Annotated in this window: 26 protein-coding genes and 2 pseudogenes; 18 read left to right on the top strand and 10 right to left on the bottom strand. The window is 68.5% G+C overall.

Translation table 11 applies throughout. From position 1 onward, the window contains the following. Positions 1-90: 90 nt before the first annotated feature. Both ABZ297_RS27095 and ABZ297_RS27090 read left to right on the top strand, forming a co-directional pair. Positions 91-360 carry a nuclear transport factor 2 family protein gene (locus tag ABZ297_RS27095; RefSeq protein ID WP_355351343.1) on the top strand — a complete coding sequence of 90 codons (270 nt, stop codon included), beginning with the start codon at positions 91-93 and terminating at the stop codon, positions 358-360. 54 nt (positions 361-414) lie between these two features. Next, the gene (locus ABZ297_RS27090) at positions 415-960 is read left to right on the top strand and encodes a YceI family protein (protein WP_355351337.1); all 546 of its coding nucleotides are present in this window, start codon (positions 415-417) and stop codon (positions 958-960) included. Positions 961-1,258: 298 nt separating this feature from the next. On the opposite strand, the gene ABZ297_RS27085 is transcribed toward ABZ297_RS27090, so the two are convergent. Next, positions 1,259-2,236, bottom strand: coding sequence for a GntR family transcriptional regulator (locus ABZ297_RS27085; protein ID WP_355351335.1), 978 nt, complete (start codon positions 2,234-2,236; stop codon positions 1,259-1,261). Between the two features lie 135 nt (positions 2,237-2,371). Between ABZ297_RS27085 and ABZ297_RS27080 the strand changes: the two genes are divergently transcribed. Both ABZ297_RS27080 and ABZ297_RS27075 read left to right on the top strand, forming a co-directional pair. Continuing rightward, positions 2,372-2,983 (top strand): GNAT family N-acetyltransferase, encoded by a 612-nt coding sequence (locus ABZ297_RS27080; protein WP_355351333.1) that lies wholly within the window; start codon positions 2,372-2,374, stop codon positions 2,981-2,983. 46 nt (positions 2,984-3,029) lie between these two features. Beyond that, positions 3,030-3,920 (top strand): alpha/beta hydrolase, encoded by an 891-nt coding sequence (locus tag ABZ297_RS27075; protein ID WP_355351331.1) that lies wholly within the window; start codon positions 3,030-3,032, stop codon positions 3,918-3,920. 207 nt (positions 3,921-4,127) lie between these two features. Here ABZ297_RS27075 and ABZ297_RS27070 read toward each other — a convergent pair whose 3' ends face one another. Then, a complete protein-coding gene (locus ABZ297_RS27070; protein WP_355351329.1) occupies positions 4,128-4,535 on the bottom strand; it encodes a spore-associated protein A in 408 nt (135 codons plus the stop codon). A 312-nt stretch (positions 4,536-4,847) separates the two neighbouring features. Between ABZ297_RS27070 and ABZ297_RS27065 the strand changes: the two genes are divergently transcribed. The 6 genes from ABZ297_RS27065 (at position 4,848) to ABZ297_RS27040 (ending at position 9,562) form a co-directional block, all read left to right on the top strand. After that, complete coding sequence (locus ABZ297_RS27065; protein ID WP_355351327.1) at positions 4,848-5,210, top strand: nuclear transport factor 2 family protein; 363 nt, start codon at positions 4,848-4,850, stop codon at positions 5,208-5,210. A gap of 168 nt (positions 5,211-5,378) precedes the next feature. Further along, on the top strand, positions 5,379-6,341 hold the full coding sequence (locus tag ABZ297_RS27060) for a LysR family transcriptional regulator (RefSeq protein WP_355351325.1): 963 nt from the start codon (positions 5,379-5,381) through the stop codon (positions 6,339-6,341). A gap of 79 nt (positions 6,342-6,420) precedes the next feature. Next, on the top strand, positions 6,421-7,002 hold the full coding sequence (locus ABZ297_RS27055) for a helix-turn-helix domain-containing protein (RefSeq protein ID WP_355351323.1): 582 nt from the start codon (positions 6,421-6,423) through the stop codon (positions 7,000-7,002). Then, a complete protein-coding gene (locus ABZ297_RS27050; RefSeq protein WP_355351321.1) occupies positions 6,999-8,300 on the top strand; it encodes an MFS transporter in 1,302 nt (433 codons plus the stop codon). The genes ABZ297_RS27055 and ABZ297_RS27050 overlap by 4 nt, the downstream gene beginning before the upstream one ends. 189 nt (positions 8,301-8,489) lie before the next feature. Beyond that, complete coding sequence (locus tag ABZ297_RS27045) at positions 8,490-8,822, top strand: metalloregulator ArsR/SmtB family transcription factor (RefSeq protein WP_355351319.1); 333 nt, start codon at positions 8,490-8,492, stop codon at positions 8,820-8,822. Further along, the gene (locus tag ABZ297_RS27040; protein ID WP_355351317.1) at positions 8,819-9,562 is read left to right on the top strand and encodes a DUF2071 domain-containing protein; all 744 of its coding nucleotides are present in this window, start codon (positions 8,819-8,821) and stop codon (positions 9,560-9,562) included. Before ABZ297_RS27045 ends, ABZ297_RS27040 begins: the two co-directional genes overlap by 4 nt. A 46-nt stretch (positions 9,563-9,608) precedes the next feature. Here ABZ297_RS27040 and ABZ297_RS27035 read toward each other — a convergent pair whose 3' ends face one another. Together ABZ297_RS27035 and ABZ297_RS27030 are read right to left on the bottom strand one after the other, a co-directional pair. Then, the gene (locus ABZ297_RS27035; RefSeq protein WP_355351315.1) at positions 9,609-11,405 is read right to left on the bottom strand and encodes an SDR family oxidoreductase; all 1,797 of its coding nucleotides are present in this window, start codon (positions 11,403-11,405) and stop codon (positions 9,609-9,611) included. Further along, positions 11,402-12,007, bottom strand: coding sequence for a TetR/AcrR family transcriptional regulator (locus ABZ297_RS27030; RefSeq protein ID WP_355351313.1), 606 nt, complete (start codon positions 12,005-12,007; stop codon positions 11,402-11,404). The genes ABZ297_RS27035 and ABZ297_RS27030 overlap by 4 nt, the downstream gene beginning before the upstream one ends. Before the next feature lie 102 nt (positions 12,008-12,109). On the opposite strand from ABZ297_RS27030, the pseudogene ABZ297_RS27025 reads away from it, so the two are divergent. From ABZ297_RS27025 to ABZ297_RS27015, 3 genes and pseudogenes are all read left to right on the top strand, one after another. Continuing rightward, positions 12,110-12,427: pseudogene (locus ABZ297_RS27025) on the top strand (transposase); the annotation flags it as partial. A 10-nt stretch (positions 12,428-12,437) separates the two neighbouring features. Next, positions 12,438-12,644: a hypothetical protein gene (locus tag ABZ297_RS27020; RefSeq protein ID WP_355351345.1), complete on the top strand. Its 207-nt coding sequence runs from the start codon at positions 12,438-12,440 to the stop codon at positions 12,642-12,644. Positions 12,645-12,678: 34 nt separating this feature from the next. Further along, a complete protein-coding gene (locus ABZ297_RS27015) occupies positions 12,679-13,080 on the top strand; it encodes an NUDIX domain-containing protein (protein WP_355351311.1) in 402 nt (133 codons plus the stop codon). 286 nt (positions 13,081-13,366) lie between these two features. Here the strand turns inward: ABZ297_RS27015 and ABZ297_RS27010 are convergent, their stop codons facing one another. Further along, entirely contained in the window at positions 13,367-13,672 is a 306-nt protein-coding gene (locus ABZ297_RS27010) for a hypothetical protein (protein WP_355351309.1), read from the bottom strand. Positions 13,673-14,242: 570 nt separating this feature from the next. On the opposite strand from ABZ297_RS27010, the gene ABZ297_RS27005 reads away from it, so the two are divergent. Next, a complete protein-coding gene (locus ABZ297_RS27005) occupies positions 14,243-14,458 on the top strand; it encodes a hypothetical protein (RefSeq protein ID WP_355351307.1) in 216 nt (71 codons plus the stop codon). 18 nt (positions 14,459-14,476) lie between these two features. Here ABZ297_RS27005 and ABZ297_RS27000 read toward each other — a convergent pair whose 3' ends face one another. Together ABZ297_RS27000 and ABZ297_RS26995 are read right to left on the bottom strand one after the other, a co-directional pair. Beyond that, the gene (locus ABZ297_RS27000) at positions 14,477-14,704 is read right to left on the bottom strand and encodes a hypothetical protein (RefSeq protein ID WP_355351305.1); all 228 of its coding nucleotides are present in this window, start codon (positions 14,702-14,704) and stop codon (positions 14,477-14,479) included. A gap of 485 nt (positions 14,705-15,189) precedes the next feature. After that, positions 15,190-15,777, bottom strand: coding sequence for a TetR/AcrR family transcriptional regulator (locus ABZ297_RS26995; RefSeq protein ID WP_355351303.1), 588 nt, complete (start codon positions 15,775-15,777; stop codon positions 15,190-15,192). 60 nt (positions 15,778-15,837) lie between these two features. On the opposite strand from ABZ297_RS26995, the gene ABZ297_RS26990 reads away from it, so the two are divergent. Together ABZ297_RS26990 and ABZ297_RS26985 are read left to right on the top strand one after the other, a co-directional pair. Further along, on the top strand, positions 15,838-17,325 hold the full coding sequence (locus tag ABZ297_RS26990) for an ABC-F family ATP-binding cassette domain-containing protein (protein WP_355351341.1): 1,488 nt from the start codon (positions 15,838-15,840) through the stop codon (positions 17,323-17,325). Then, positions 17,319-18,155 carry a virginiamycin B lyase gene (locus tag ABZ297_RS26985; RefSeq protein ID WP_355351301.1) on the top strand — a complete coding sequence of 279 codons (837 nt, stop codon included), beginning with the start codon at positions 17,319-17,321 and terminating at the stop codon, positions 18,153-18,155. The genes ABZ297_RS26990 and ABZ297_RS26985 overlap by 7 nt, the downstream gene beginning before the upstream one ends. Here the strand turns inward: ABZ297_RS26985 and ABZ297_RS26980 are convergent. Together ABZ297_RS26980 and ABZ297_RS26975 are read right to left on the bottom strand one after the other, a co-directional pair. Further along, positions 18,143-18,472, bottom strand: a pseudogene (locus ABZ297_RS26980) (DUF3224 domain-containing protein). The gene ABZ297_RS26985 and the pseudogene ABZ297_RS26980 overlap by 13 nt on opposite strands. Beyond that, positions 18,439-19,080: a recombinase family protein gene (locus ABZ297_RS26975; RefSeq protein ID WP_355351299.1), complete on the bottom strand. Its 642-nt coding sequence runs from the start codon at positions 19,078-19,080 to the stop codon at positions 18,439-18,441. The pseudogene ABZ297_RS26980 and the gene ABZ297_RS26975 overlap by 34 nt, the downstream one beginning before the upstream one ends. A gap of 279 nt (positions 19,081-19,359) precedes the next feature. Between ABZ297_RS26975 and ABZ297_RS26970 the strand changes: the two genes are divergently transcribed. Then, complete coding sequence (locus ABZ297_RS26970; RefSeq protein ID WP_355351298.1) at positions 19,360-20,139, top strand: alpha/beta hydrolase; 780 nt, start codon at positions 19,360-19,362, stop codon at positions 20,137-20,139. Continuing rightward, positions 20,129-20,590 (top strand): hemerythrin domain-containing protein, encoded by a 462-nt coding sequence (locus tag ABZ297_RS26965; protein ID WP_355351296.1) that lies wholly within the window; start codon positions 20,129-20,131, stop codon positions 20,588-20,590. Before ABZ297_RS26970 ends, ABZ297_RS26965 begins: the two co-directional genes overlap by 11 nt. Here the strand turns inward: ABZ297_RS26965 and ABZ297_RS26960 are convergent. Further along, positions 20,583-20,954 (bottom strand): TetR-like C-terminal domain-containing protein, encoded by a 372-nt coding sequence (locus tag ABZ297_RS26960; RefSeq protein WP_355351339.1) that lies wholly within the window; start codon positions 20,952-20,954, stop codon positions 20,583-20,585. The two genes, ABZ297_RS26965 and ABZ297_RS26960, sit on opposite strands and share 8 nt — an antisense overlap. Between the last annotated feature and the right edge of the window lie 2 nt (positions 20,955-20,956).

The following is a 20,956-nucleotide window of genomic DNA, read 5'->3' as shown; positions in this document are numbered from 1 at the left end:
CACCAGTTCGACGAGGCACCGCGCCGAACTGTCAGGTTGGCGCGTCGCCTCACATTCCCAGCGGCTGTGTCGTCGGACTACTGAGACACCATCCAGCTGACAGGAACGCTCAGCGACACCACCCGGGCACGGTCCAGTTTCGAGGGTGACGCCGCGGTCGGCCGTACATTCGTCGCCAAGTTCGGACGCATGCGCGACGGCGGCTCGTACCTGAACTGCTCCGTGTACCACGACCGCTACCAGCGCACCTCGGGCGGCTGGAGGTGCACGGAGCGCGTCTATGAGGTCAAGTACCTGGACGCCACTCCGCTGACGGGCTCGGCGTCCCACGCGACGCCCGGGTCCATGCACGAATCATGACCGGCTCAGACCTGAGCGATTAACTACCTCTTTCCCCTCTTGGAGCGACCAAGCATGACAACCACGACCACGCTCAGCGAGCTGACCGGCGACTACGTCCTCGACACCGCCCACACACGGATCGGCTTCGTCGCCCGGCACGCGATGGCCACGAGAGTACGCGGGCAGTTCGACAAGTTCGAAGGCAGCGCGCACCTGGACGGCGACGACCCGTCGAAGTCCAGTGCCCAGCTCACGATCCAGGCGATGAGCATCCAGACCCGCAACCAGCAGCGCGACGACCAACTGCGCAGCACGTTCCTGGACGTGGACAACCATCCGGCCATCACCTTCACCTCGACCAAGGTGAAGCAGGTCGACGCGACCACCTTCAAGGCCACCGGTGACCTGACCATCCGCGGCGTGACCAAGCCGGTCACCGTGGACTTCGAGCTGACCGGCGCCGAGAACGACCCGAGGGGCGACTTCCGAGTCGGCTTCGGGGGCAGCGTCACGATCAGCCGCAAGGACTGGGGCGTGAACTGGAACGCCGCGACCAGTGTCCTGGTCAGTGAGAAGGTGACGCTGGAGTTCGACGTCGTCGCGATCCGGCGGTCCTGACCGGGGCCGAATGCGTGATGACCGCCGGCGTACGTCTTTGACGGCACCCCTGGGGGGCAAGAGCGGGATGTTGCTGTGTGCTCCCCGGGCAGGTGTGGCCTCGGCGATGGCCCGGCGGGTCCGCGCGGGCTCGACGACCTCGTCTTCAGCGACGACGATCTCCGTGCTCTTCGCGCCTGGTTTTCGTGTTCATGCCACCATGCTGAGAGGTTGACGCTGCGTCATGGTCAACCGTCGCGGCGACATGGCCTCCGCTCCAGGTCGCGGCGGCCGCGGCCTCGCTTGGGCCGGCTCCTCGTCAACCGTCCGCCGTGCCCTCATGATCGGCTTGATCCTCCAGCAGGGCGGCGAAACCGTCGAGATGGCGGGCAAGGCTGTACTCGAACAATCCGTCCAGGTCCGACACCGCTTCCTCTGGAATCGTCGCCAGCAGCGGGAATCGCCCGCTGTCGAGGAGTTCGTCGGCCCGCTTCCGCTGTGTCAGCCACCACCGGTCGAGCGTCACACCGGTCTCCTGCTCCGCTTCGACCTCGTCCGCCATGGACAGGGCAACGGTGACGACCAGTGCGTGCAGGGTGAGTGCCTCGCGGATCTGTGTCGTCATGGGCAGCCCAAGCCCGTCGAGTGCGCGCAGAGTCCACTCGGTGTGTGCCATCACGTTGGGCACGAGCAACGGGCGAACGAAGGAGACGGCCCTGGGCAGCCAGAGGTGTCGCCGGCACAGCTCCCATTGCCGGCGGGAGATCAGTTCGAGCTTGGCCCGCCACCCGTCCGGCCCCGGGATGGGCAGCTCTGGTTCGCCGAAGACTTCGTCGACCATCTGCGTCACCAGTTCGTCCTTGTTCGCCACGTGCCGGTACAGCGACATCGGACCGACTCCGAGCTCGGCGGCGAGTCGCCGCATGGACACGGCGTCGAGCCCCTCGACGTCGGCGATCGCGATGGCGGTGCGGAGGACGTGCTCCCGGTTCAGAGCCTGCTTGGGGATGTCGGCCCGCTGAGGTCTCGGTGGCGCGGTCAGGCCGACCGGCTGTTTCTGGCTCGTGCGTGCGCTGACCACCGTGCCGGAGCCGACCTTCGCTTCGACAAGCCCCTCGTCGCGAAGAGTCGCCATCACTCTGGTTGCGGTGGCGACCGCGACGCCCCATCGCTGGGCGATCTGCCGGATGGACGGCATCCGATCGCCGGGCCGCAGGTCGCCGGCCAGGATCCGGGCGCGGATCTCCGCGACGATCTGCCGGTATGGCGGGTCCGGTCGCTGCGTTGACGACGACATAGAGCCCCCGAGTCGTTGGTGAGGTCGTTTCCTGTTGGCAGTGTACTAGTTCAATCTCTACAGTACTAGTTCACTTTTTCCGCCAAGATCACTGAGAAGGGCCTAGTTTTACGGCGGTCTCACTACGATGTACGCATGGCACTTGATACGCCGTACGCATCCGTGCGGCAGGCGGATGACGAAGACCGGCAGGCAGTGTTGGACGTCCTCACCGAGGCGTTCATGAACGATCCCCTCGTCTGCTGGCTCTTCCCCAAGGCGGGCGAGCGAGGTCTTCTCCAGAGGCACTTCTACCGCCCGCTGCTCGCCCATCCCGATGGTGAGGCGTACCTGGTCGACCAGCGCGAGGGCGCCTCCGTGTGGATGACGTTGGCCGCGGGCCAGGCGCCCCATGAGGAGCATTCGGACGCGTCCGAGGCGGGCTCGAACTCGGTCTTCGGAGAGAACGGCGCGCGGTTGCTGGCCCTGGGGCAGGCGCTGGCCCTACGGCACCCCGATCGCGAACCGCACCTCTACCTCCCCTGCATGGGGGTGGTCAGCGGGCGGCAGGGCGCCGGGCTCGGCTCGGCGATGTTGCGGCACCGGCTGGAGCGAGCCGACGCCGACGGGCTCGCCGCGTATCTGGAGGCGAGTTCGCCCCGGAGCCGTGCCCTCTACCAGAGGCACGGGTTCGAGGATCTCGGCGAACCGGTTCGCGTGGCCGACAGCCCGCTCCTGTGGCCGATGTGGCGCCCACCGCACCGGTGACCGCCGACTCACACCACCCGTCCAACAGACAAAGGAGAGAACGTCAATGACAACGAACTTTGCAGCCGAGGCTCGCGACGCCGATCGGCGACCACCGACCCTGGTGTTCATCCACGGTACCAACTCCTCCTCGGCCTGGGCTTCGGGGCTGACCAGCGAACTCACCCTGCGCGGGCACCGGTGCGTGGCCGTCGACCTTCCGGGACACGGCCGCGAGGCGTTCTACCCCCGTTCGTACCAGGCCCCGCAGGACCTCGAGGCGCTGGCAACCGAACCGTCGCCGCTGGCCAAGATCACCATCGACGACTATGTCGAGCGCGTTGTGGATGTGGTGCGCCGGGCCCGCCGCCATGGGCCCGTGATCCTTGCCGGCATGAGCCAGGGCGGCGTAACCGTGAGCAGAGTCGGCAACGCCATCCCCGAACTGCTGGAACGGGTCGTCTATGTCGCGGCGTACTGCTGCGTGGACCTGCCGAACATGACCGCCTATCTCAGCACGCCGGAGAATAGCGACAGTCTGCTGCCTCAAGTGGCCCAGGCGATGGTCGCCGATCCAGCAGTCCTGGGGGTGAGCCGGCTCAACTGGCGCTCGGCCGACCCGGCGGTGTTCCAAGGCATCAAGGAGTGCCTCGCCGGCGACTTCACCGACGAGGGAGTGAGCCGGCTGCTCAACATGCTCGAACCGGACGAGACCGCCAGCATCCCCCTGGCTGAAGCCCGGGGCGAGGCACACACCTGGGGCCGGATTCCCCGGACGTATGTGCGCTTCACGCTCGACCGGCTGATTCCGCCGGCGCTGCAGGACCGATTCATCGCCGAGGCCGACCGCCTCACTCCGGACAACCCGACTGACGTGCGAAGCGTCGCGGCACCCCATGTCGGCCCGGTCGACCGGCCTGAACTGGTGGAGATCTTCTCCGAGCTCGCCAGCCGCTGACCCGGCGCGGCACGGCCCAGGCAAGTCGTGTTCTAGCTGGTGAGTAGGAGTGAGGACGAGGCGGACTGGGTCCGGTGCGCTGGACGGGGGATAGGTCGGCCGCGACACACGGCAGGGACCTGAACGGGATGTCCGGGGCCCCTGCCATGAAGACACCTGGAGAAGCCCCGACACCGGAAGGGGGCTTCGGCTGCGAGGCGTCAAAGGTCAGCCGCAGTGCTCCCATGGGCTCTCGTACCACTGGCTGCCATAGGAGCCACCCCACATGATGCAGGTGCCAGGCGCGTTGACCTTGACTGGGCCGGCGTAATAGCGGTAGTTGTCCGCGTCCACCTTCCCCGGTGAGCCGTACGCCTGCACCACCGCACGTACCCAGGCGCTGTTGCCCACCGCTCCCGTCTTCCAGGTCACCACGCAGTTGGTGGTGCCGTTGTAGAGGAGATAGGTGGTGGCGCTGGAGCCGAAGGCATGGCTGTCGATGACGTGGTAGCTGCCGCCGCCGCAGGCCTCGATGGGCGAGGACGCCGCCATGGCCGGACCGCTCAACGTGACGGACGCCGCCAGCGTGACCGCCATCCCGAGCGCAAAGGTCGCACTTCGCTTGATACCGCCCATTCGGGGATACCTCCTCAATATCAACATTTGTTGATCAAGAATAGGCCAAACGGCGGGCATCCCACCGTCGCCCCTCGAGATCATCTGGGCCGCTCGTGCCATGGGACGCGTCCGACGCCGGTAGCAGTGGTCCCGGACGCGCCTGCTTCAGCACGGCGGCCTTGAGCGCCCCCGATGGGAAAGACCAGCCACGTTTCTGGCACTCCGGCCCGTTGGAACGCGGAGCCGGGTAGTGCTGGTTTGTCGTACCTGCCTGGCATGATCGCTTGCTGTCCGAGGCAGCTTGGCCAGATCCGATGGGAGTTACAGGAAATGACCGGTGATGATGTCAGGGAGCGTGCCGTCCAGCCGGAGGATCTCAGCCGGTTCATCGTGGAGCGGCTCAACGCGGGCGACGTTGCCGGGCTGGTGGCGCTCTACGAACCGGACGCGGTGCTGGCGTTGCCGAACGGCCAGATCGCCAAGGGAGCCAGCGAGATCCGCCAGGCCTATGAGCATCTGGTCAGCGATGGGCCCACCTTCGCTCCTGGGCAGCAGCAGCCCACGCTGCGTAACGGCGACCTGGCGCTCACCTCGGTGCGCTTGCCTGACGGCGGTGTCACCGTCGAGGTGGCTCGCCGCCAGGATGACGGCACGTGGTTGTGGGTGATCGACCAGCCCAGCCTTCTGGGATAGGTCAAGGCCATTCTCCGTCAGCCCCGCGCCGCGCGGCGTCTCGCGGATCCGCTCGGCGTCACGGCCACGCCTCCTGGTTGTACGCTCGCCTGCGAACTCGAGCATTCGACCCGAGAGCAGGCGCGGTTGTCCAACAAACGACATACCGATTCACCACATTCAACGGTTGTGGAAGGGGTTGCGGGGGATCTTGACCTTGGCGCGGTTCGCGCTTTCGTCGCCGTCACCGAGGACCTGTATTTCAGCGAGGCCGCGGCCCGGCTGGGGATCAGCCAGCAGGCCGTCTCCAAGCGGATCGCGAAGCTGGAGTCCGACCTTGGCGTGAGGTTGTTCTTCCGGTCCCGCAACGGGGCCGACCTGACCGAGGACGGCAGAGCGTTCCTGCCTCACGCGCGCGCCCTCGTCGGCATCGCCGACCAGGCACTCGAGGTGCTGCGCGGCCGGCGCCGCTCACTCCGGGTCGATGTGCTCGACACCCGGCTGTCATCCGTCGATCTGATCCGGGCGTTCCACCAGACCGTCGGGGACGTGAACGTCGACGTCACCACCTCGAACGGGCTCAGATCCGCGCGCCGCGCGCTCGTCCACGGGTCCCTCGACGCCGCCTTCGCCCGGGTCAGCGGGATGCTGGAGGAGGAGCTCAGGCACGTACCGGCACACCTTGAGCCGCTGCATCTGCTGGTCAGCCGCGACCACCCCCTCGCCGGCCGACAGCAGGTGGAGATGGAACGGTTGTCCGGATCGACCGTGTGGATGCCCGGCAACGTCCCGGACAGTGAGTGGGCCGAGTTCTACCGCCTCCTGAGCGACGCGTTCGACGTCCGGATCGACACTTCAGGGCCGGACTTCGGCTGGGAGTACTACGTGGAGGAGATCGGCACCGGCGGACGCATCGGATTCGTGGGGGAGCGGATGCGGGTGCCCTGGCATCCGCGCACTGTCCAGATCCCGATCGTCGACCCCGCGCCGGCGTACCCGTGCTCGCTGCTCTGCCACCGCCAGAACCATCACCCGGTGCTGGCCCTGCTCATCAGCTTCATCGTGACCAACTTCCGGCCGTTCGACCCGCGCCGCCAGTGGCTGCCGGACCCCGACCGTGCCGCCTTCACCATGGGCCCCAGTCTCCATTAGGAACTGCCTGCGCCGATTGCCAACAGTTCTTCGCGAAGAACTCTTTGCGAAGAACTGTTGGCGGTCTACGCTTCGAGGCATGGCGGATTCCCATGAGAGCGTGGTCGTCCTCGACGCCAAGGGCTTGCGGGCGCTGGCCCATCCGGTTCGCGTGCAACTGGTGGACCTGCTGCGCAAGCACGGCCCGTCCACCGCCACCCGGCTGGCCGAGCGGTTGGGGGTGAACTCGGGCACGGCCAGTTACCACCTGCGCAGGCTTGGCGCGGCGGGGTTCGTGGAGGAGGACACCGAGCGCGGCAATGCCCGCGAGCGCTGGTGGCGCTCGATCCACCGGATCACCCGGCTCACCGACGATGACCTGTCTGAGCGGGAGCCGGAGGCGGTCCTGGCCTACATGCAGTCCATCGCCGCCCTGTACAACCTGCGCACCCAGCAGGCGCTGAACGAGCTGCAAACCATGCCGCAAGAGTGGCGGCGCGTGATGGACCTCAGCTCCTTCGCGCTGCGGCTCACTCTGGAAGAGAGTCGGCGGCTGCGCGAGGAGCTGAGCGAGGTCGTGGCGCGCTATCGGCGCGACGTGCCGGGAGAGTCGGCGCCTGAGGGCGCGGTACGGGTCTCGCTGATCACGCAGGTCCTGCCAGAGCTGACGGAGGGCTCGTGACGGGGGCGCGCGGGTCGTTACGCCCGATGGCCGGCGTGCTCGCGGCCATGGCGGTGGCACTGACCGGGACGCGGGTGTCGGCCATCGCGCTGCCCTGGTTCGTGCTGACGAGCACCGGGAGCGCGGCGCAAACCGGGGTGGTGGCGTTCGCGGAGATGGCCCCGTACGTGCTGGTCAAGGCGTTGACCGGGCCGCTGGTCGACCGGATCGGGCCGCGCCGGATCTCGTGGGTGGCCGACGTGGCCAGCGCTGCGGCGGCCGGGGCCGTGGTCGCGCTGCACGCGCTGGACCTGCTTCCGCTGGGCGCGCTGATCGCCCTGGTCGCGGTGGTCGGTGCAGCCCGCGGGCCCGGCGACCTGGCCAAGGAGATCATGGTTCCTGAGGCGGCCCAGCGCGGGCGCGTGCCGCTGGAGCGCGCCACCGGGCTGATGGGCGTGACCGAGCGACTGGCCCAGACGGTGGGGCCCGCGGTAGGCGGCGCGATGGTGGTCCTGCTCGGGCCGCTGGCGAGCCTGGGCATCAGCGCCACCTGCTTCGCGCTCGGCTCGGTGGTCGTGGCGTGCGCGCTGCCACGCGACATGGGACACCGCGCCCCCGTTCAGGACGAGGATGAGCGGTACTGGCGGCGGTTCGGCCAAGGCCTGGCATTCCTGCGCGGCGAGCCGCTGCTGCTCACCGTGGTCGTCATGATCGGTGTCACGAACCTGCTGGATGCGGCCTTCAGCCAGGTGCTCGCGCCGGTATGGGCCAAGGACTCCGGCCACGGTCCCGCCGTGCTCGGGCTCAACAGCAGTGTGATGGGGCTGACCGCGGTCGGCGGCAGCCTGGTTGCGGCGATGGTGGCGCACCGGATGCGGCGCCGACCGCTATTCTTCGTGGCCTTCCTGCTGGCCGGGCCGCCGCGGTTCCTCATCCTGGCGGTGGACGCGCCGGTGTGGGCGATGGTGGCGGTGTTCGCGATGAGCGGGTTCAGCGGCGGGTTCCTCAACCCGATCCTGGGAGCGGTCTCGTTCGAGCGAATCCCGCAGCGCCTCCTTGGCCGGGTCAACGCGCTGCAGGACGCGCTGGCCTGGGCCGGGATCCCCCTGGGCGGGCTGCTGGGCGGAGTAGCGGTGGCAGCAGCCGGAGTGGCACCGGCGCTGCTGGCCTGCGGGGCCGCCTACGCCCTCACCACGAACCTGACCGGGCTGCGGCCGGAGTGGCGGGAGATGGACAGGCTGCGCGGTCGGAGCGCTCCCGCCGCAGCCCCCACAGGGGCAGGCGCTGACACGACGGAACGCGGGCAGCCGCGGCACTGAGGGAGGCGAGGGCTGCGCGTAGCCCGGCCAACCAGCCCTGCAGCCCCGCGCCAGTACATGGTGCGGATCGAAACGCGCTCGCAGCTGTGATCCGCCGTCCGGCCAGGCGATCGTCGGCCGATCGAACAGCGCGGCGGTGAGGCCGTGGCCACTATTTAGCTATTTAGCTAATGCGCTAATATCCGAAGCATGGTGGATGCCTACGACGAGACCGGGGTCTTCCGCGCGCTCGCTGATCCCACAAGACGTCAGATCCTCGAAGACCTGCGTGACGGCGAGCTCTCGGCAGGACAGATCGCGAGCCGGTTCTCCATCAGCGCGCCGTCCATCTCCCGTCACCTCGGCGTCCTCAAGAGCGCGGGCCTGGTCACCGAGCGCCGCGACGGCAACCGCATTCTTTACACCCTGGCCGAGGAGCGGCTGGCCACCTGCGTCGGCCGTTTCCTCAGCGCCGTCTGTCCCGAGCAGATCGTCCTGCGCCACACCAAGTGGCGTCGCGTTTCGGAAGGTGAGGGAGCATGAGGCAACCCCGGCTGTCCAGCGTCGTCGAGCGGCGCCTGCTGGTGAATTACCGGCTGACGCCGGAGGCCGCAGCCAGCCTGCTGCCCGACGGGCTCCGCCCGCAGGTCGTGCGCGGCCATGCCGTCGCGGGCATCTGCCTGCTGCGCCTAGGAGACGTACGGCCGAGGTGGGCGCCGAAGGCCGTGGGATTGCGCAGCGAGAACGCCGCCCACCGCATCGCCGTCGAGTGGGACGGTCCCGGCGGAGTCGAAACCGGCGTCTACATCCCGCGCCGCGACACCGCCTCGCTGCTCAACACCTGGGCCGGCGGACGTATCTTCCCTGGCCGGCACGGCCGGGCCGAGTTCGAGGCCCGCGAGACGCCCAGCGAGCTGCGCGTCGCCTACACCACCCGCAGCGGCGACACCCGAGTGGACGTCACCGCTGAGGTGACCCCCGAACTGCGGGGCAGCAAGCTGTTCGACAACCTGCAACAGGCGTCGACCTTCTTCGAGCGTGGGGCCAAGGGCTACTCTCCTACGTCCGCGGGGGCGCTCGAAGGCATGGAGTTGCACACGGGCGCATGGCAGCTGGACGCCTGCCGCATCATCTCGGCGCAGTCGTCGTTCTTCGACAGCTTGCCGCCCGGAAGCGCGACGCTGGACTGCGCGCTCGTCATGCGCGAAGTCCCCGTCACCTGGCGTCCACTACCGGCCATGGACCTGGGCCCGGCCACACCTCTCGCGCTCCAGCACTCCTGACGCCCGCCCCCACAAAGAGCAGGGCGGGGCGGGGCCAGAGCGTCGATCATCGGGACGCCCGCGAGGCGGCGTGCTCGTGGATGGCCTGGGCTACGTCCTGCGGGTGCGTGAGTTGGAGATGGTGGCCAGCGCCTGTGATGGCGGTGACGGTGGCATGCGGGAGGCTGTCCACCAGCATGCGGCCTTCGGGGGTGAGTGGGTCGTCGGCTCCCACGATGATGTGCACGACCCCTGGGTAATGCCGCAGTGCGGCCTGAAGGTCGCTGCGCCACCGCGTTGTTCCGGCGTCGGACAGGAGTCGGGCGACGTTGGCCGCGACGTCGCCTCGGCGCAGGTCTGAGACGCTCGACTGGAGCGCCTTCGCGTGCGCCGCGTCACCGGTGAGCCTTTCGGCCAGCGCCTTGGGGCCGACTCTGCCCAGGTACCAGCGGGTCAGCGGCGCCCATCGCGAGGCGAGACCGGCTCGCGCCTGGAGGAAGAACGGCGACACCAAGGTGAGTTGACCCACCAGGTCGGGACGGGCGGTCGCGGCCTCCAGAGCAGCCGCCGCACCTACAGAGTGACCCACCAGATGACGAACGCCGAGCGCGGTCAACCACTCTGTCCAGTCGTCGCGACGTCCTCTGCTCAGCCCGAGACCCGGAAGGTCTACGGCGCGAGCATTGCCCAAGATCTCGGTGACCGGCCCCCAGGTGTCGGCGTTCACCGGCAGGCCCGGCAACACCACGGTGGGTGCGTCCGGTTCGCCGAGCTCGAACGTCCGCACACCGGCAGGTACGGTGAACCGTCGGACGCCGGCGGGGGCGTCGCCGAACCTGTGGGCCGCCAGGTAGTCGGCCCAGCGGAGTATCGACGTGGTGACCTCCGGCATGGCCAGGCCGTGCCGGACGGCGAAGGCGTTCGCCGGACCCGTGGGGTAGCGGTCGCTTGAGAGGAACGTCAAGGTCTCCGGGTCGGCCTTGGTGAGCCACCGGGGCAGGCGCCTGAGAAGGGGCACCGGGATCCGCGTACGTGGAATCTTGACCTGGTAGTGCCCTGCGACGAGCACGAGAAGGTCGGGCAACGCGGGCGTGTCGTCGTCGAGCACCCAGTACGCGGCGCGCTCGGCGGCCTCCTCCAGCGGGAGCAGGGTCATGAACCGGGCAAGATAGTTGGCCGGGACCACAGGGACGAACGTCTCGACGTTACCTGGCAGTGCCGCCATCGTGCCCTGCCAGATCTCTTTCAGGCTCGACGCGAGGCCCAGTTGCTGGTCGGACTCGCCGGTGGTGCTGTCACCGATCACACTGGCCGGGCTGACGATGGACCACGGGACGCCCAGCCGGTCCGCGGTGGCCTGGAGAACGGCGTCCGCCTCGACCTTGGACGCTTCGTAGGCTCCCAGAGCTGCGTAGGTTTCCCGCCGTCGCTCGTCACTCCAGGGGACGAGCTCCGGATCCTGCCCTCCTACGCGGTAGCCGGAGACATGGACCAAGCGCCGCAGATGAGGCAGCCGCGCCGCGAAGGCGACGATCGCGCGGACGCTGTCGACGTTGGCGCGACGGGCTTCGTCTGCCGGCATCCCGAATCGATAGGTGCCGGCGCAGTTGTAGATCTCGGTGACGTCGTCCCATCGGGTCGCGTCGCCGTGGATCAACGACGGCGCCTCGAAGTCGACGGGGAGATCGGCCGGGGCCTGGTCGTGCCCGTGCTCCGCCAACCACCGGACCAGCCGTCGGTACGACTCGCGGCTCCGGTTGGCCGTGCTCACCCGTACGCCGGCCTGGCCGAGCGCGAGAATCAGGTGCTGCCCGACGAAGCCGGTCGCTCCGAACACCAGGGCGTGCCGGTCCGCGAGGCTCACGACGACGCCTCCGCAATCAGGGAGCCGGGCTGGTTCACGAGCACGGCGATGGCCTGGGCCGCGCAGCGCAGCGGCTCCACCGACCGCTGGGCACGCGACACGATCATTGCTCCCTCGACCGTGCTGACCACAGCCGTCGCCAACGTCCTGGCCGCAGGACGAGGATGGCCGTGAGCGGCGAGATACTCGGCCACGGGGGCGATCCAGGAGTCGAAGGCGTTCGCGCACGCGTCCCGCAGCCGCTCGCTCTGCGCGCCCATCTCCAAGGTGACCACCGAGACCGGGCAGCCCAGCTGGAAGTCGCTGTCCGTGAGGATCCCGGCCAGCACGTCGATCACGCGGCGGATCACGTCACCCGGAGTTCCCGGCTCCAGTGCCGCGTCGGCCACGAGGGAGCGAAAGCGAGCGGCCGCGAGCTCGATGGCCTTCTCTCCGAGCGCCTCCTTCCCCTCGGGAAAGTGGAAGTACAGCGACCCTTTGGGGGCGTGTGCGTGCTCCACCACGGTGTTGAGGCCCGTGCCGCTGAAGCCACGGGCCTGAATCAGTTCGAGCATCGACTCCACCAGCCGTCCGCTGGTATTGGCGCCCTTGGTTCCGACCATGGGCAAATAATAGACCAGTCTACTTATTTTTTAAACGACCCCAAAGGCCGGCGCCAACGCGGTCGACAGGAAACGCAGCTCGGTCAAGCGATAGGCACGGGCACCGTCGCCGGCGCGATCGAGGTGAAGGCTCCGCGCGTCAATGACAAGCGCACAGACGAGGCCAGCGGCGAGCGCCGGCGGTTCTCCTCGGCGATCCTGCCCGCCTGGGCCCGCAAGACCTCCTCGATCAGCGAGATGCTGCCGCTGCTGTATCGGCATGGCTTGTCTTCCGGCGACTTCGCCCCGGCGCTGGGCCAGTTCCTCGGCTCGACCTCCTCCGCCTCGGTTATCACTAAGCTGACCGAGACCTGGAAGGGCGAGCAGCGCGCTTTCGCCACCCGTGACCTGTCCACCGTCGACTACGTCTACCTGTGGGTGGCCCATCCGGGTGCGAAAAAGGGCGCCGGCGGAGATCTGGAACGCGGAGGACAAGACCCATGCCCAGAGCGCGGCCAAGGACTTCCAGGCCGCCTACGGCCCCGCCCAAGCCCGCTGGCGCGCGGTCAACGCACCCCACCTGGTCGCCCTCGTCCGCGCCGGAGCGGTCTTCACCAACGGGAAACTCCTCGAACGCCCCGACGACCTGGCCGCCTGACCCATCCCCTCACCCCCGTCAACAGGAGCACACGGTGAACAGCACCATCGACAAGATCGCCTGGATCCACCTGGACAACGGCAAGATCCTCAGCACCCGGTCACGAGACAAGAACGCCTACTACATCCCCGGCGGCAAACGCGAACCCGGCGAAACCGACCTCGACACCCTCGTCCGTGAGATCGACGAGGAACTCTCCATCACCATCATCCCCGCCACCGCCACCTACGTAGGCACCTACCAAGCCCAAGCACATGGCCACGCCGAAGGCATCATCGTGCAGATGACCTGCTACACCGCCGACCATCACGGAGTACCGACGCCCACCAGCGAGGTTGAAGAAGTCACCTGGCTGACCTACGCCGACCGCGACCAGGTGTCCCCAGTCGACCAGATCATCTTCGATCACCTACACCAGACCGGACAACTTCACTGACTCAGCAACACCAAACCGATCCACAGCTATGACTATTGCTCTGGACACCGGCACTGCGGCCAACGCGGTTGAGCTGATGACCGGGCTCTCTGCCGTCGACCGACTGGTCGCGCCGCGAGGCGAGGCTGCGGGAGAAGACGCTCTACCGGATGCTGTACGAGACCGCCGGGCGGGCTGAGGAGATCCTGGACGTCGACATCGAGGACTCAGACCTGGCGGGCCGGCGGAGCCCTCAACGTACGGGGCCGGGTCACCGTCGGGTGGCCCGGCCCCTCTTTCTCGTTCGTCAGCAGGTGCTGGCTCCGTCGAAGGTTCGGACGCCGCGGGGCACCTTCTCGGAGATGGTCTGTCCGGGGTTGACCGTGTCGCACTGGCCGTCGGCGCCGTGTGCCCACACGATCTTCAAGTTCAGGGTTTCGCCGCAGTCGTTGCGCGCGTATCCGGTTTTCGTGATGGTGCCGGTGGTCTGCCAGACAGTCACGCACGAGGGTGCGTTGCCCGCTGGGGCGGCGGCCTGGGCGGGGAGACTCAGGGTGAGGGCGCTGCAGGTGAGAGTGAGTGCGGTGAGGGTTGCTCTGGCGGATTGGCGCACGAGGTGTTGTTCCTTTCTGTGGCGGACACTCCACAGCGATTAGTAATCGCACGACTACTAAAAGTCAACGCGTGGAGGGCCGGCTCTTCCCCGGACGCCGTGGCGGACAGCCCATGACCCCCGACGCCATCGAAAGACGCCTTCGCGATCATCAGATCCCCGACCTCCGCGCTTCGCCAGCTCGTCCTCCAGCCGCCGGCACCGGTGATCGCTCGGATGCGCCGCACTCTTCGGGGTGTTGGTAAGACTCGTGTTAGCAGGCCCAAACGAGCGCGGGCAGGACGTTCGAGGTTGACTACTTGGCCTGTCGGTAAGGATCTTGCTATCTGGTACGTGCGGCGCTCCTGATCGGTCAGAACCCAAATTCTGTCCGGTTACCGAACAAGCATCGTCGCAGGTCAACGCCCCGATGGCAGCGCGTGAGCCAATGCGGCCAGGGTGGACTCCGCGCCGCCCTGGCCGAAACCTCGCTCTGGCTGCTCAGCCCTCCGCTCGGGTCGGTGTCATAGGCCGCAAAGTAGGGGCGTATCCCGTAGCGTGGTGCTCCCCCTGATGGTCGGAGGTCCTGTCATGGACAAGGAGTTCTTCCGGCTCTATGCCTTGACCGCGGCCGCGCTGGTCGGCGTGCTCGTTCTCATGATGGCGGTCGTGCAGGCGAGCGGGCCGGGGCCCTTCGTCCTGATTCTGGTCATCCTGGGGATCGCCGCCGCGGTCGGCGAGTCGAGGAAGAAGGGGCCCGGCGACGGAGGCGGAGCCGAGGACGCCCCCTTCGATCCAGGGGACTGACCGGCCGCCCGGCCCCGGTCACAGGAGCAGAGGGATCAACAGCAGGGGCAGCGCCAGGATGAGCATGAGACATCCCCCCGCCGGCGAGGTTCTGCGGACCTGCTTGTTCAGCTCCGCCATCATGCGCTGCTGTGCCGGGCAGCCCGGAGTCACGACGTCCTCACGGCTGAAGACGCGACAGGGCAGCCCTGTCATGAACTCGGGGTCGTACGGCCGTTGGCACATGGAGCAGATGGGGTCGCTCATCGTCCCTCCCGATGTCGCGATGGCCGGCCTGCGCAGTGCGCCAACGATACGGCACCCATGGGCGCCGTGACAGGGCCACGGCCTCATCCGGTCCCCCGCCCCGGCCGCGGCGGGGGACCGGATGAGGCGCCTTGAGGCCCTCCGCCCGCCGGGTAAGGACGGCGCATTGCTGCGCCGCCCTCCCCTCAGAACTGTGCGTGCAACTCGTCGCTGCACACGGCTCAAGCAAGCCCCCGTGGGGCGGTTCAGATATGTGGTGCTGGGCCTCTGCGTTGGCGGGCGAGATGCCCACGATGGCAGGAGGCGTGAACGAGGCGGGTTTGATCACCGTCCGGTGAGCCGGGTTGCCGACGTTTCGCTACATGGTGCCTGGGGTTGGCGAGGTATGTGTTTGCCATGCACGCGAGCCTGTCCGGACGCGCAACGGCCGCCGTTGCGGCTTCCTTTCCACCCCTGAAGCTTCTCCACCCCCTGCGTATCGGGCGTCAGGAGTGCAGGACGCCGGCGCGGGCGGCGGCGAGGGCAGCATCCGCCGCACGTTCAGCGTCGCGTTCGGTGACCGGTTCGTGGGTGATGAACAGCCGGTAGTAGATGGGCGCGACGGCCGTTCTGATCACGTCTGCCACGTCAGTGTCCGCAGGGAGCTCGCCCCGCGCGACCGCCCGCCGTACCACTTCGGCTGCCTGTTCGTGGCGGGCGGCGAAGAAGGCGTGCAGCGCCTGCGCGGGCCCGGTGCTCTGTACGGCGGCCGACACGAATGCGGCGGAGATCGGCCCGGCGACCGGATCGGCGAACCCGCTTCGCACCAGCCCGGCGATCTCCCGCAGGTCCTCGCGGAGTGAGCCGGTGTCGGGCAGCGGCCACGGCTCCTCCCTGGCCAGTTCGAGCGCGTCGGCGATCAGGCCCTCCGCGCTGCCCCATCGCCGGTACACGGTGGTTTTGTGCACGCCCGAGCGGATCGCCACGTTCTCCACCGTCAACCCGCTGTAGCCGTGCTCGGCCAGCTCGGCGAGGGTCGCCTGTCGTACGGCGTCGCGCACGCGGGCGCTGCGACCGCCGGGACGTCTGTCCAAAGTCTACCCCAGTTGCGTTAAGAGGGATTCTTATGCTAGCTTAAAGCTACAGTAGTTGCGATTGGAGTTCCTCTGACTACACAGCTTTCCCTCCGGGGAGTCTCGAAGTCCTACGGCGAGCACCGCGTCCTTGACCAGCTCACCTTCAGCATCCGGCCCGGCGAGCGCGCCGGGATCGTCGGCGAGAACGGTTCCGGCAAGTCCACGCTGCTCAGGATCATCGCCGGGGTGGACCAGCCAGACGACGGCGAGGTGACGGTGGCGGCCGCCGGCGGCGTCGGCTACCTGGGCCAGACCCTCAACCTGCCCGGCGACCACACCGTCCAGCAGGCCGTCGATGCCGCGCTGGCCGAGCTGCGCGCACTCGAGCGCGACATGCAGCGCGCCGCCGAGGAGCAGGACCTGACCCTGTACGGCGAGCTGCTCACCGCCTTCGAGGCCCGTGACGGATACGAGGCCGACGCCCGCGTCGACAAGGCCATGCACGGGCTCGGCCTGGCCCAGATCGAGCGCTCACGCGAGCTGTCGACCCTGTCAGGCGGCGAGCAGGCCCGGCTCGGCCTGGCCTGCGTGCTGGCCGCCTCACCAGAGATCCTGCTGCTCGACGAGCCCACCAATCACCTGGATGACGCGGCGCTCACCTGGCTGGAGGACCGGCTGCGCGCCCACAAGGGCACGGTGGTGGCAATCTCACACGACCGGACCTTCCTGGACCGGGTGGCCACGACGATCCTCGAGGTCGAGGGCGGCACGATCACCAGGTTCGGCGGCGGCTACACCGGATTCCTGACCGACAAGGCGGCCGCCCGGCAGCGCTGGGAGCAGGCCTACGCCGCCTGGCGGGAGGAGGTTGAGCAGGTCAAGGAGTTCGCCGCGACCACGGCGCGCCGCGTCGCGCAGGGCCGCGAGATGAAGGACAACAACAAGATGGCCTATGACCGCAACGCCGGCCGCGTGCAAAGCTCGGTCGCCTCGCGGGTACGGCAAGCCACAGAACGCCTGCGCCGCCTAGAAGCCGACCCGGTACCGCGACCGCCCAAGCCTTTGTGTTTCCGCGGCAGGTTCGCGGGCGCCGGCACGCACGTCGACCACGGCGGGCTGCGGATCGAACCGGGCGACCGGTTGCTGATCATCGGGCCGAACGGCGCGGGCAAGTCGACGCTGCTGGCGGCCATCGCGGCCCAGGCCGGCCGGCGGGCAGGGTACCTCGCGCAGGAAGTCACCTTCGACCCCGAAAGGACGGTCATGGAGACCTACGGCGGCGACCCAGAAGCCCTGCTCGCGACGGGCCTGTTCCACCGCGAGGCGCTGCACCTCAAAGTCGGCGCACTGTCCGAGGGCCAGCGGCGGCGACTGGCGCTGGCCGAAGTGCTGGCGGGCGAACACGACCTGCTGCTGCTGGACGAACCCACCAACCACCTCTCGCTCACCCTGGTCGAGGAGCTCGAGCAGGCGCTCGGCGACTACCGGGGCACGCTCGTGGTGGTCACGCACGACCGGGCGCTACGGCGTCGCTTCACCGGTAAGGAGATCGCTGTTTCATGTTGATCGACGGTTCACCGTACGGCATCACCTGCGGCCCCGACGGCGCGCTCTGGTTCACCTTCGTCCATCAGGGCCGCATCGGCCGGGTCGTGCCGGGTGCGGAACCCACGCTGTTCCCTCTCGATCCGGCCGACGGTCAGCCCACGGTCATCACCCCGGGACCGGACGGCGCGCTGTGGTTCACCGAGTTCGCCGGCGGCCGGATCAGGCGGATCACCGTGGACGGCGTTGTCACCACGTTCGAGGTGGCCTCGCCGTACGGCATCGCCGCCGGCCCCGACGGGGCCATGTGGTTCACCCAACTGCAGGACGACCGGATCGGACGCATCACCCCAGACGGGCAGGTGTCGTCGTACCCGCTGCCCGGCACCGGCGCGATGCCCTCCGCGATCACCGCAGGGCCGGACGGCGCGCTGTGGTTCACGCTCAACCAGGGCAACGCGATCGGCCGCATCACGACCGGCGGCGAGGGGTCGACGTACCCACTGCCCACACCGGGCGCGGCACCGGTCGGCATCTGCGCGGGACCGGACGACGCGCTGTGGTTCGTGGAGATCGGCGCCGGCCAGGTCGGCCGGATCGACACCTCGGGCGCGATCACCGAGTTCCCGCTGCCCGACCGCGCCGCCCGGCCGCACGCCATCGTGGCCGGGCCGGACGGCGCGCTCTGGCTTACCGAGTGGGGTGCCAGCAGGCTGGCCCGTGTCACGACCGACGGGAAGATCGAGGAGTTCCCGCTGGAGGGCGCGGAACCCCATGGCCTCGCCGTCGGTCCGGACGGGGCGATCTGGGTCGCGATGGAGTCCGGCGCCCTGACGCGTCACAGCGTGTAGACGAGCGTGAGCACCTGGAACTCGAACTCCATCGCCTGGCCGGAGATCCCGGCCAGGTCCCCGGTCCCGGAATTGGGGATGATGCTCCCGTAGCTGGACTGATCGGGGCCGTCGGCCAGGCCGCCGTGCTGGATGACGAAGGTGCCGTGCCGACCGTCCAGCACGCCCTCGATCCTTTCGGAGGCCACCTAGCCCCCGCCCGCCGTTCCCTGCGCGGTGAGCACCTCAGCGACGCCTGTCCCGTCGATCGCGCCCTGGTAGCACTTGCGAATCGTGACCCGGGTCAGCTTCGGGCCCTCAGCGGGCTCCTCATACACCGACTCGTCGACGCTGAGTCCGGCTTGTGAGGGTCCAGATGGCGGTAGATCGTGGCGCGGCTGACGCCGAGCCGTTCGGCGATCTGAGCGACGGTGTAGCGGCGCTTGCCGTCGGCGCCCGTGATGTCATACAGGGTTCGGGCCATCTCGACGCCGTGAGTGTCCAGGGCCGGTGGGCGGCCACCGACGCGGCCGCGGGCGCGAGCCGACGCCAGGCCTTCCAGGGTGCCTTCGACGATGAGCTCGCGAAGGAATTCATCGAAGGCGCCGAACATGTGGAACTGCAGGCGCCCGGATGGGGTGGAGGTGTCGATGCCCTGCTTGAGCACCAGGAGGTCGACCTCGCGCTCGCGGAGCTGCGCCGCCAAGTCCAGTAGGTGGCGCAGGGATCGTGCGGCGCGCGACAGCCGGGTGATGACGAAGACATCTCCCGGGCGCAGGTAGTCCAGGGCCTTGTCGAGCTCGGGGCGTCGATCGAGCTTCCCGGACGCCTTGTCGATGAAGATCCGGTCGCATCCGGCTGCGGCGAGGGCGTCGCGTTGGCTGTCGGGGTTCTGGTCGCGGGTGGAGACCCGTCCGTAGCCGATCCTGCTCACCACGTGTCTCATAAACGGCTGATCTGAAGGGTAGTGAAACATAGTTTCCGAACGCGGATTTTGAGACATGATCGCGAGAGTGAACGTCGAGAACGGCGCAGCAGTCGCACCGTGTCTCAGAAATGATCGATTCCGTACAAGATCACGACGATCGTGATCCTGCTCGGGGCGTCAGGGCTCCGCTCGTTTGGGGCTCATGACACGTTTCTTACCGGCACCCCTTATAGTTCCAGGCAGCGTCGCGTGCCGGTGGCGGATGGCTCGTCAGGCATGGAGGCGTCGTATCGAAAGGTGGCTACGGCCATTCCCACCCCAATTTCACAGAAGATCACGCTTTACCCCGCCGAGGACCGGTTCTTCGGCCCCCGACCCGCCGTCCTCGTCCTGCCCGGCGGCGGCTTCCGGGAACTTCCACCGCACGAGGGCGAAGGCTACGCGCGCTGGCTGTCCGGCCTCGGCATCCACGCCTTCGTCCTGTCCTACCGGCTGCTGCCGGACCGGTTCCCGGCCCCGCTCGAAGACGCCCGGGCCGGGTTGGACCACATCCGCAACGGCGACCACGGCCTCGACGTCGGCCGGGTCGGCGTCATCGGATCAAGCGCGGGCGGCCAACTCGCTGGCCTGCTCATGACCGGCCAGGTTCTGTCCATCGAGGAAGGAGTCGCCGACCCGCCCCGACCGGACTTCGCGATCCTGGCCTACGCGCTGGCCGACCTCGACCTGCTGCCGCCGCCGGTGGTCGAGAACCTGCTCGGTGACCTGCTGCCCATCAAGGACGAGCTATCCCCGGCCAAGCATGTGGACGCGTCGGTGTGCCCGACTTTCGTATGGGCCACCGCTCAGGACCCGCCGGGCTTGCCCAACGCCCTGGAGTGGACCCGGGCGCTGGCGGCCGCCGCGGTACCGGTGGAGTTGCACGTCTACCCGGGCGGCAGCCACGGCATCGGCCTCGCCGACGGCGTGGAATACGGCGGCGAGCCGCATAAGTTCATTGCGCGCGAGCCGCACACCGCGTCCTGGACGACCGCGTGCGCGGCCTGGCTGCGACGGGAGGGCGTTCTTGCCGACTGACCGCGTCACCGCCTGGGGCGGGGAACTGCAGCGGGTGCACGGCAAGCTGCGCAATGCGTTGGCACTGGCGCGGGCGGGACTGGACGGCGGCGACCCCGCCGACGCCGCCATCGACCTGCTGTTGTTCTGCCACGGGTTCTGCGCTGCCCTGTCCGGCCACCATCGCGCCGAGGACGGTTCGCTGTTCCCGGAGCTGGTACGGGCGCGACCCGACCTGGCGCCGGTGGTCGCGAAGCTGACTCAGGACCACAACATGATCGAGCACCTCATCGGTGGATTGCAGAAGGCGGTGGCCGACTCGACCGACCCGGAGGTGGCACACCGCCACCTGGACGGGATCGAGGCGGTCATGGAGACGCACTTCAAGTACGAGGAGAAGCAACTGGGAGCGGTGCTGGACGGCATGGATGCCGACTTCGACAGCATCGAGATCTTCGGCCCGATTAGCTGAGCCGCGTCCCGTTCGCGCCGCCCGCCGACGGCGCGAACGGGAATCCACCTGGGTTCGAGAAGGCGCCGGCGGATGCCGCAAGGGCGGCGCTCCTGGCTGCGTGGTCGGGCAGACGAGGATCGGGTGGCGTGCGGAGAAGTATCAGTTGGTGGTACAGCGGCGCGGTGGCGGCGATGAGCAGTTGCCGCGCGTTGGTGCGCGCAGGGATGTCCCCGCGCCGGGCTGCTCGCTGCACGACGATCTCGCAGCGTGCGTACCGGTCTTCCCAGAAGCGCTGTAGGGCGCGGGCGGCTTCGTCGGAACGGAAGGAGGCGGCGATCAAGGCTGTGGTGATCGGCGGCTGGGCGGTCAGTGCTGTCTGGATCT

The organism is Nonomuraea sp. NPDC005983 (genome assembly GCF_040614375.1).
In the GTDB taxonomy this organism is placed as follows: Bacteria; Actinomycetota; Actinomycetes; order Streptosporangiales; family Streptosporangiaceae; genus Nonomuraea.
Note: the sequence above shows the minus strand (reverse complement) of the source record. Positions and strands in the feature narration are given on the sequence as shown.

Bases quoted from the DNA above. Each gene is read 5' to 3' on its own strand.
- ABZ297_RS27090 (WP_355351337.1), top strand. From the start codon at position 415: ATGACAACCACGACCACGCTCAGCGAGCTGACCGGCGACTACGTCCTC.
- ABZ297_RS27085 (WP_355351335.1), bottom strand. From the start codon at position 2,236: ATGTCGTCGTCAACGCAGCGACCGGACCCGCCATACCGGCAGATCGTC.
- ABZ297_RS27080 (WP_355351333.1), top strand. From the start codon at position 2,372: ATGGCACTTGATACGCCGTACGCATCCGTGCGGCAGGCGGATGACGAA.
- ABZ297_RS27075 (WP_355351331.1), top strand. From the start codon at position 3,030: ATGACAACGAACTTTGCAGCCGAGGCTCGCGACGCCGATCGGCGACCA.
- ABZ297_RS27070 (WP_355351329.1), bottom strand. From the start codon at position 4,535: ATGGGCGGTATCAAGCGAAGTGCGACCTTTGCGCTCGGGATGGCGGTC.
- ABZ297_RS27065 (WP_355351327.1), top strand. From the start codon at position 4,848: ATGACCGGTGATGATGTCAGGGAGCGTGCCGTCCAGCCGGAGGATCTC.
- ABZ297_RS27055 (WP_355351323.1), top strand. From the start codon at position 6,421: ATGGCGGATTCCCATGAGAGCGTGGTCGTCCTCGACGCCAAGGGCTTG.
- ABZ297_RS27045 (WP_355351319.1), top strand. From the start codon at position 8,490: ATGGTGGATGCCTACGACGAGACCGGGGTCTTCCGCGCGCTCGCTGAT.
- ABZ297_RS27040 (WP_355351317.1), top strand. From the start codon at position 8,819: ATGAGGCAACCCCGGCTGTCCAGCGTCGTCGAGCGGCGCCTGCTGGTG.
- ABZ297_RS27030 (WP_355351313.1), bottom strand. From the start codon at position 12,007: ATGGTCGGAACCAAGGGCGCCAATACCAGCGGACGGCTGGTGGAGTCG.
- ABZ297_RS27005 (WP_355351307.1), top strand. From the start codon at position 14,243: ATGGACAAGGAGTTCTTCCGGCTCTATGCCTTGACCGCGGCCGCGCTG.
- ABZ297_RS27000 (WP_355351305.1), bottom strand. From the start codon at position 14,704: ATGAGCGACCCCATCTGCTCCATGTGCCAACGGCCGTACGACCCCGAG.
- ABZ297_RS26985 (WP_355351301.1), top strand. From the start codon at position 17,319: ATGTTGATCGACGGTTCACCGTACGGCATCACCTGCGGCCCCGACGGC.
- ABZ297_RS26975 (WP_355351299.1), bottom strand. From the start codon at position 19,080: ATGAGACACGTGGTGAGCAGGATCGGCTACGGACGGGTCTCCACCCGC.